Here is a 6,069-nt window from a genome sequence, read left to right as displayed (position 1 = left end):
TTGTTGTAAGCCGTTACGTTTACATTGAAACTCAGTTCAATGTCATTCACTTCTAGGATGATCTTTTGCTCTAACGCCATGGTCATTCTCACTCTTTATTTGGGTTTAAATCAGCTTGGTTTAATTCTATTTGGTTTAATAAGGTGTACGTAAAAGTACTGCCCCATTGCTGACTGCTTTGATGGCAAAGGGCCATCAGCTTATTAAAATCATTCGGGTTAGCTAATACCTGGCAACCTGCAGACCACTTGTCGACTTGCTTTGACTCATGATTTGCACTCGCTCGATGGCAATTAATACCGAAATAACCACGTTGTAAATGACTCTCACAATCGAGTTTATTATCATTGTTGTTGTCTCTATAAACAGTGACGGGTTTATGCTGCACTAACGCAGGGTATTTTCCCTGGTGATAACCAAATGTCCATAAACTGCGGTGCTGCATGGCGGCAAGTACTGCAGTGCCATCCACATTGCACGGGTTCTCACGGTAATAAGTACCTGCGTCCGTGGTACATTTAAAACTGACAAGCTGCCATTTACCGTCTTGCTGATACAAAACGCAAAGCACGTCGTTAAAACTGTTTGCTTTGGTATCACTGTTGCGAACGCCAATAAGGTTAAGGTTTAATTCACCTTCAAATACTTTGTAGTGTTTGGCTTGCATAGCCTTAAGCAACGTACTTGCAGTGAGGTTTTTGATTGCTGCCATTACAGGTCTCTCACTTCTTCTGCAGTAAGATAAGGAATGCCATTGATTTTGATAAAATCAGTCGACGTCACCGGCCCTTTGATCGTGGTAGTGTCTTCTTCACCGCCTTCCGCTTTGATATTTAAGATCTCATCTAACTGCGGCAGTACACCAAAGGCTTCAATATTCTTGGTGCCGGCGGCAACTTCCGCTAAAAACGAAATATCAAAAGGTTCGATACCTTTCCAGCTACCTGCCGTTTTAGCCACATCCTGCAGAATAAGAAAGTTTTCATGGTCTAATTTAATAGTGACTTCGGCGTCAACCGGACCGTCGATATAGCCTTTGGTAATACCACGTACTTTTTTGGCTTTACGGCCATCGGTGATTTTTACGCTGGCTTCGATGACATGCACCATTTTGTCACCAATGAAAATATCAAAGTCTTTACCGCCCAATGCTTTTACTGACATGTTTTGCTCCTTATTCGGCCTTATCTAGCATGATGCCGACAAGAATTTCACTCGGAGAGTCAATTGGCTGCACTTTGAGTAACACCCGTAATTGACGTTCGTTCATGAAGGTTAAACTGATTGAGTCATCTTTCGGCTCGCGTATTTCACCAGGGAATTTGTCTGCGCCTATGTTGATACTTTTCGCCATTGCGCGCAGTGGTTTGCCTAAAACACGTTTACCAAAGCTGATCCCCGTTGGTGAATTATTTAAACGGCGATTCTTAATTTGATAGATAGCAATAATACGAACCTGACGTGCAGCTTTATCGACGATACGACCGGCTTCAATTTGCTGATAGTCACCGCCTTCAGCATCAAGCATATTGACGTCACCAAAGTAAATACCGTCAAAGTCAGGATAAAACTGTACACAACTAAAACGAACGGCATCGAGCGCCGCAGTCACGGCGTTGGTAATTGGTTGACCGGCACTGTCATGTGGTGTCGGTTGTAATGCCACTGACCCTGTTTGCACACGCATTGGTGAGTCGGCAATCGTCACTGAACGTTTACAAAGTCGACCTGTTACTGCGCCAAGTTCATCACCATAAAGCCCTGGCACAACTGCAACACGCTCGGCAACAACACCATCGGTTAACGGCGTTAATGCGCTAAGATGTTCAGACCACGTTTGCCCAGATACAAGCCCTGGCGCTGCAACAAGAAAACGCACACGGCGAGCGTGCTTGGCAAGTATCTCTAATGCCTTATTCTGAAAGGCTTCAATCTGCGATTTACCTGTGATAGCCGTTGTTATCACGATAATTTCGGGACTGATGTTTTGGTCCATGGCGTTATCGATTAAGCCAAACACATCATCGCCTGAGTTAATCGGAATTGCCCAACCAGAGACTAGGTCATCCCCGTTACGCACCCATGCTTGCAGTTGTGTTTTCAGTGCTGAATCGTCTGCAGAAATAAGTTCATCAAATTCCGATTGCGCGTTTACCGCTACAATGCTGCCAATGTTGAGTGTGCCAACACCGATGAACAACACGGCGCGTTCAACTTCTTTTGTTGCACCGCTACCCGTATTTAACGAGGTAACGGAAACCTTGCCTTGTGCCATATATTTACCCTTTTAGCGGAGGCGAAATGCCTCGTCCAACATGTAGTTTTTTAATTGTGCTTGTTCAGTTTCGTTCTGGCCTAAGAACGAACGCGCGGGTGTTTTTATTTCCCAACTTGATTTAGGGGCACTTTCACGCATAAGGCGCAATATAAGACCTGCCCGTCCCATCGTTAAATTTTCTTGCATCCATTTCAGCGTTGGCGTCTTCCAGCCTTTACCGCGCTTTTTCCTAATTTTATAGCCTTCTTTACGCAGTGCTTTGGCCTGTTTACGCGTTGAAGGATCGCTATAATCAAGCGTTCCTCTCTGCTGCTGTAGCTCCGTTGCGGTTTTGGCTTTTACCGTTACGTCGATACCTTCTTGATGCACTCTGGCTATTTTCCCAGCATGCGGATCACCAAAGGTGACCGTCGCATTATTCGCTGTGGTGTGAACCTGTAAGCCTTTACCGAGTTTCTTTAACATGCGAGTTTTTTTGCCGTTTGCACGGCCTTGCCAATGGGTACCGGATAAATTTTGCTGCCCTTTTAATCGGGCTTTGGTATCTCGCCTCACTTGCCGACCAGCACCACGTAAAATACGGCGGCGCTTATTGGCATCAAGCGTTAACAAATCTAATTGCTTTAACGCATTATCAGTGGGGATACCAAGATTAAGCATGCTCTAACGCGCCCCACATTCAGTCTCTAACTGGAATGACGCTGCAATCCAAAGACTCTGTTCACCAAAATCAAAACGTTTGGTTTCGCCTTGAAACTCCAATTCAAACGGCCCGTTTATGTCTTCAACGAGCATCACATCTTCTGCGAACCGCTCAATTGTTAATTCGATGTCAGCGCTGTTGTCGTCATTAATATCCAGGCTAAATTCCACATCTTGGCTGTCGTCTTTTTCTGCATTTGTCATTAACCAAAAACTCACATAAGTTGCGATCAATTCAACAGGGGCATTGCATGGATTAATGCTGATCACACCACTGTAATAAAACCGTGCGGCGAGCAACCCTGTTCCGTTTATTCGTTTACTGGCGTGTTCAATACGTCCACCTTCAATCCAACTATCAAACTCGCCTGCCCTGGCTAAATGTCGCCCCTTGTAAGTTGCCGATACCAGGTACTGCACTAAACGCTGTAATTTACTTTGGCTCATATCAATTCAACACCGGAGTTCGTTAGCTTCATCATTTGACGTAAGGCGGTATCGCTTTCTGCTAACCAGTATTCTTGATTGTCACTGGCCATCACTTGCTGCGCGGCCCGTTGGTCGCGGTGCGTTTCACCTAGGCGGCTGATTAACAACTTAGCCTTAGCACGGCAATACACGGCGCGTTGGTACATAAGAATTAATGTGTTTACACCATTAATTTCCTCAAGGCTCACCTCTTGTAATTTTTCAAGCTGTTGCCAATGACGTAATCGATACCTTGCCAATGCCTGGTTAACATCGAGCATGGCCAGCACCAGTGTTCGCTTAACCTGTTCGCTGTTGTTGGCGTATTCCGTTGCGATAGCATAATCAGTGATAAATTCAGCAGTGCCCAGTTCAGGATAAAAACCGTTGTTTGCGACATTTTCATTGCTTACTTGTGCCAGTGGCATACCCGCTAAATTCATCTTTTACTCACTTCTAATAGGTCGGCTCTAGCCACTGCGATAAGGAGCCCATTTCACTACTGTGAATAAGTCCAACGCAGCCGAGCCGGTGGCGCGAGAGTTGTTACAATTCTTTTTACAAAGACTGCCAATAAACTAAAGGTCGGTTTCTTTACCAATGGTCTTGGCTATTTCTCTGACCATTTTTTTAACGCCTGCTTTGTCGTTTAACGCGGTTGCTTTCACTCCGTAGGTATACGCATTGCCCAGGTTAAATACGCTGTGCTCTAACTTGGCAGTCATGGCGTATAGCTTGCCGCCAATCAATTCAGTTAACCGCCATTGGTGCGTATCGAGCAAATGGATAAACTGAGTAAATAGCTGAATAACGTGGCTACGCTCTACTGCATCACGCCCTTGGCTTAGGTGCTTAGCACCTTCATCATAAAGCTGGTCAATTAAAAAGGTCGGCCAATCTTGGGTACTAAAGCGCCCTGGTAAACGTTGGTTTTGCGTCACTAACAAAGGCAAGAATTCAAAGGCTGTTTTCCAGTGCCCAAGGTCAACAAGCCAAATCACCACCCAAGCCAGCACCATGTTCTGATGGTCTGTTCCTTGAGCTTGATAGCGGCGTAGATAGTCTAGGTATTGATGGTTCTCAATGGCCTTGGCTTTGTATTCAAGCTTGTCTTCCATGTGAGAAAACTTTTTAAGTTGAGCAAGGTCGGAATCCATTGCCGCTTTGAAGAAATCAAACTCGTCCATGATGCCTTCGGCGCGGCTTGATTCGATTTCGACAACCTTGCCCTGCTTGACGGTCACTGAGGCAGACTGATCTGGACCACTTGCCCAGTCCACACCGATAATAGAGGCATGGGTTTTACGCTGATTTCGTTTGACTATGCTCATTTCAAAAAACTCTCTGTTTGGTAAATAACTGGCTTACCGTGATAAGCCAGTACTTGATTCATCTACTCGTTCAAATCGGTTAAGACCAAACCCAATGCGCAGGGTTATTCGCATCAAAGTCACCGGCATCAACGGCAGGATCTTTCACCTTGTCCAGCTTGACCGAGTCAGCCTCAAAGAAGGCGATCTTTTCCAAGTCATTGATGTAGTAACAATCGTTACGTGATTGGTAATCTTCGACACGTTTCTTCTTGGCATTATTTTCAATCGAGGTGCGCGTTGAACCTGATTGCACGTAATGACAAAGGTTATCGAACGAGGTTATTAAGATGCCGCGCTCTGGGAAGAACGGCACCTTATACGCTTTCAAACCACCGAACGTTTCAATGATCTGCTCTAGCTCGATCTTGTCTTTTTCACTGGGGGTATGCGCTTGTTTGGCGTAGAGCTTGTTCTTTTCTTTGGCTAACAGCTCATCACCAATAATAGCGACTAAACCAATGCGTTTATGGGCTGGGATTGCTTGCAGTAAATCATGCACACCTTGATCAAGGTTTTCATAATCACCGCCTGCGCCAATACGAATTTCACCGTCTTTTTGTTCACCATCGGCAAACACATTGGCGGGATTGTCACGGCGCACCAGCTGGAACCAACCGATATTCACATCTTCCATCATTGGGTACGTGGCGATATCCGTTACTTTGGCGGCGCTGGTACCGTTCCAGCCAATCTTGATGATATCCAGTGCAATGGCTTGACGAACGTGGGCACGAAAACGACTGTGGAAGTCTGGGAACTTGGCCCACATATCCATGCGTTGCCACGTAATGTGGGTATCGCATTCAACCGCATAACAACGGTATTCACGGTCAGTTAAACCCAGTGGGTCTTTGGTGCTACGACTTTTAGTTTCATCCGTTTCAACGCCAGCACGACCAGTGACACCGCCACTGATACCCGCCGTAATTGAACTGCCGACTAAATCATCGACCATTTGCGTATCAATGCGCTGTAAGAACTCTGCACTTTGATATACCTGGTCATACAGCGTCTGCTCAATCGACGGCTCGACACTGAACTGCTCTGATACGGAGGCGACCCCGTAATTGACAGCCAATGCAGACACAACCGCGGCAAAAACTTGTGTTGTTTTAAGCTTCATTAATTTGGTTCCTATTGCTAAAAAAGGTTGTGGTATTTGGCATTTTCACCAAGGTGTTCTTCTTCACCATCAGTGGTTGTTGATGCAGGGTCTTTGATTGCATCGTTCACGGTTTTAGTCAGCGC

At 45.7% G+C, this 6,069-nt stretch carries 8 protein-coding genes; all 8 read right to left on the bottom strand.

Going from position 1 to position 6,069, the window contains the following annotated elements:
* Window positions 1-88: 88 nt before the first annotated feature.
* Window positions 89-712, bottom strand: a complete 624-nt coding sequence (locus BT797_RS04325; protein ID WP_075471178.1) for a hypothetical protein — start codon at window positions 710-712, stop codon at window positions 89-91.
* Window positions 712-1,164, bottom strand: a complete 453-nt coding sequence (locus BT797_RS04320) for a phage protein (RefSeq protein WP_045109604.1) — start codon at window positions 1,162-1,164, stop codon at window positions 712-714. Before BT797_RS04320 ends, BT797_RS04325 begins: the two co-directional genes overlap by 1 nt.
* A 10-nt stretch (window positions 1,165-1,174) precedes the next feature.
* Complete coding sequence (locus BT797_RS04315; protein WP_075471177.1) at window positions 1,175-2,275, bottom strand: DUF2586 domain-containing protein; 1,101 nt, start codon at window positions 2,273-2,275, stop codon at window positions 1,175-1,177.
* A gap of 12 nt (window positions 2,276-2,287) precedes the next feature.
* Entirely contained in the window at window positions 2,288-2,938 is a 651-nt protein-coding gene (locus tag BT797_RS04310) for a phage virion morphogenesis family protein (protein ID WP_075471176.1), read from the bottom strand.
* A gap of 3 nt (window positions 2,939-2,941) precedes the next feature.
* Window positions 2,942-3,427 carry a phage tail protein gene (locus tag BT797_RS04305; RefSeq protein WP_075471175.1) on the bottom strand — a complete coding sequence of 162 codons (486 nt, stop codon included), beginning with the start codon at window positions 3,425-3,427 and terminating at the stop codon, window positions 2,942-2,944.
* Entirely contained in the window at window positions 3,424-3,891 is a 468-nt protein-coding gene (locus BT797_RS04300) for a head completion/stabilization protein (protein ID WP_075471174.1), read from the bottom strand. Before BT797_RS04300 ends, BT797_RS04305 begins: the two co-directional genes overlap by 4 nt.
* Before the next feature lie 135 nt (window positions 3,892-4,026).
* Window positions 4,027-4,779, bottom strand: a complete 753-nt coding sequence (gene gpM, locus BT797_RS04295; protein WP_075471173.1) for a phage terminase small subunit — start codon at window positions 4,777-4,779, stop codon at window positions 4,027-4,029.
* 79 nt (window positions 4,780-4,858) lie between these two features.
* On the bottom strand, window positions 4,859-5,944 hold the full coding sequence (locus BT797_RS04290; protein WP_075471172.1) for a phage major capsid protein, P2 family: 1,086 nt from the start codon (window positions 5,942-5,944) through the stop codon (window positions 4,859-4,861).
* Window positions 5,945-6,069: the final 125 nt, after the last annotated feature.

Origin of the sequence: Moritella viscosa, assembly GCF_900120065.1 — a bacterium.
In the GTDB taxonomy this organism is placed as follows: Bacteria; Pseudomonadota; Gammaproteobacteria; order Enterobacterales; family Moritellaceae; genus Moritella; species Moritella viscosa.
This window is presented reverse-complemented; position numbering and strand designations above follow the sequence as displayed.

What these genes read in the sequence shown, in the direction of transcription:
- BT797_RS04315 (WP_075471177.1), bottom strand. Translation starts at nt 2,275, where the DNA reads ATGGCACAAGGCAAGGTTTCCGTTACCTCGTTAAATACGGGTAGCGGT.
- BT797_RS04320 (WP_045109604.1), bottom strand. Translation starts at nt 1,164, where the DNA reads ATGTCAGTAAAAGCATTGGGCGGTAAAGACTTTGATATTTTCATTGGT.
- BT797_RS04290 (WP_075471172.1), bottom strand. Translation starts at nt 5,944, where the DNA reads ATGAAGCTTAAAACAACACAAGTTTTTGCCGCGGTTGTGTCTGCATTG.
- BT797_RS04310 (WP_075471176.1), bottom strand. Translation starts at nt 2,938, where the DNA reads ATGCTTAATCTTGGTATCCCCACTGATAATGCGTTAAAGCAATTAGAT.
- BT797_RS04305 (WP_075471175.1), bottom strand. Translation starts at nt 3,427, where the DNA reads ATGAGCCAAAGTAAATTACAGCGTTTAGTGCAGTACCTGGTATCGGCA.
- gpM (WP_075471173.1), bottom strand. Translation starts at nt 4,779, where the DNA reads ATGAGCATAGTCAAACGAAATCAGCGTAAAACCCATGCCTCTATTATC.
- BT797_RS04325 (WP_075471178.1), bottom strand. Translation starts at nt 712, where the DNA reads ATGGCAGCAATCAAAAACCTCACTGCAAGTACGTTGCTTAAGGCTATG.
- BT797_RS04300 (WP_075471174.1), bottom strand. Translation starts at nt 3,891, where the DNA reads ATGAATTTAGCGGGTATGCCACTGGCACAAGTAAGCAATGAAAATGTC.